Raw genomic sequence first — 876 nt, forward strand, 5'->3', positions numbered from 1 at the left:
CGACCGCCCCCGCCGCGCGCCCGACCGGGCAGCCCGCGACGCCGCAGGAGCGGAAGCTGCCGCTGGCCCCGGCCCTCCCGCCGGAGCAGACGGAGAGCGTCCCCGGCATGAAGGACAACGTCCTGCTGCGCGAGGCCCTGGCCCAGATCGAGGCCGGAGCGTCGAACGAGCAACTGCTCGGGGTGCTGCGGCAGGCGCTGCAGAGTCACCTGTTCATCCGCGTGAACGGCGACGCCAGGGAGCAGATCAGCGAGGGCAAGCCGCTCGCGGTCGCGGTCGTGCGCGACGGCGATCGTCAGTTCATGCTCGCGTTCAGCTCGGCGGCCGCGGTGCGCGACTCCGTGCAGCTCGAGGGTGACCCCTCCGCGACGTCGGCGGTCGCGCAGCCGTCCACCTCGGTCATGCAGCACGTGGTCGCGGGGGAGTTCGCCGGACTCATCATCGACAACGCCTCGGCGCCGCACCGCGTGGTGTTCCCCACGGAGCTGCTGGAGAAGACGCTCGAGCAGGCCGACACCGAGATGACGGTCAAGTCCCTGATCGCTGGCCCGCGCGCGCAGGACACCCCGGCGAAAGTGGGGGAGGCCCTCGCGACGACGCGCATGTGGGTGGCCGTGAACGACGGATCCGGAACCGGTCAGGTCGGCATCGCCGAGGCCCAGACCGCCGACGGCCGCCGGTTCCTGCAGCTCTTCTCGCACCCGCTGGAGGTCATCGCCCTGGGGCGTGGGGACCGGCCGCTGCCGTTCGAGCCGGAGCAGCTGGCGAAGGTGCTCACGAGTCACGCCGAGATGGCGGGCGTGATCGTGGACTCCGCCGGTCCGTCGATCGTGGTGGAGCGCGACGCCCTTGCACCGGTGCTCGTCCGCGCCGTGC

1 protein-coding gene is annotated in these 876 nt (G+C 72.5%); it reads left to right on the plus strand.

The window, feature by feature from the left end:
- A partial coding sequence (locus DW299_RS16040) for an SseB family protein (protein ID WP_136037170.1) occupies positions 1-876 on the plus strand: 876 nt, incomplete at both ends.

The organism is Microbacterium sp. K35, from assembly GCF_004794375.1.
GTDB classification, from domain to species: domain Bacteria; phylum Actinomycetota; class Actinomycetes; order Actinomycetales; family Microbacteriaceae; genus Microbacterium; species Microbacterium sufflavum.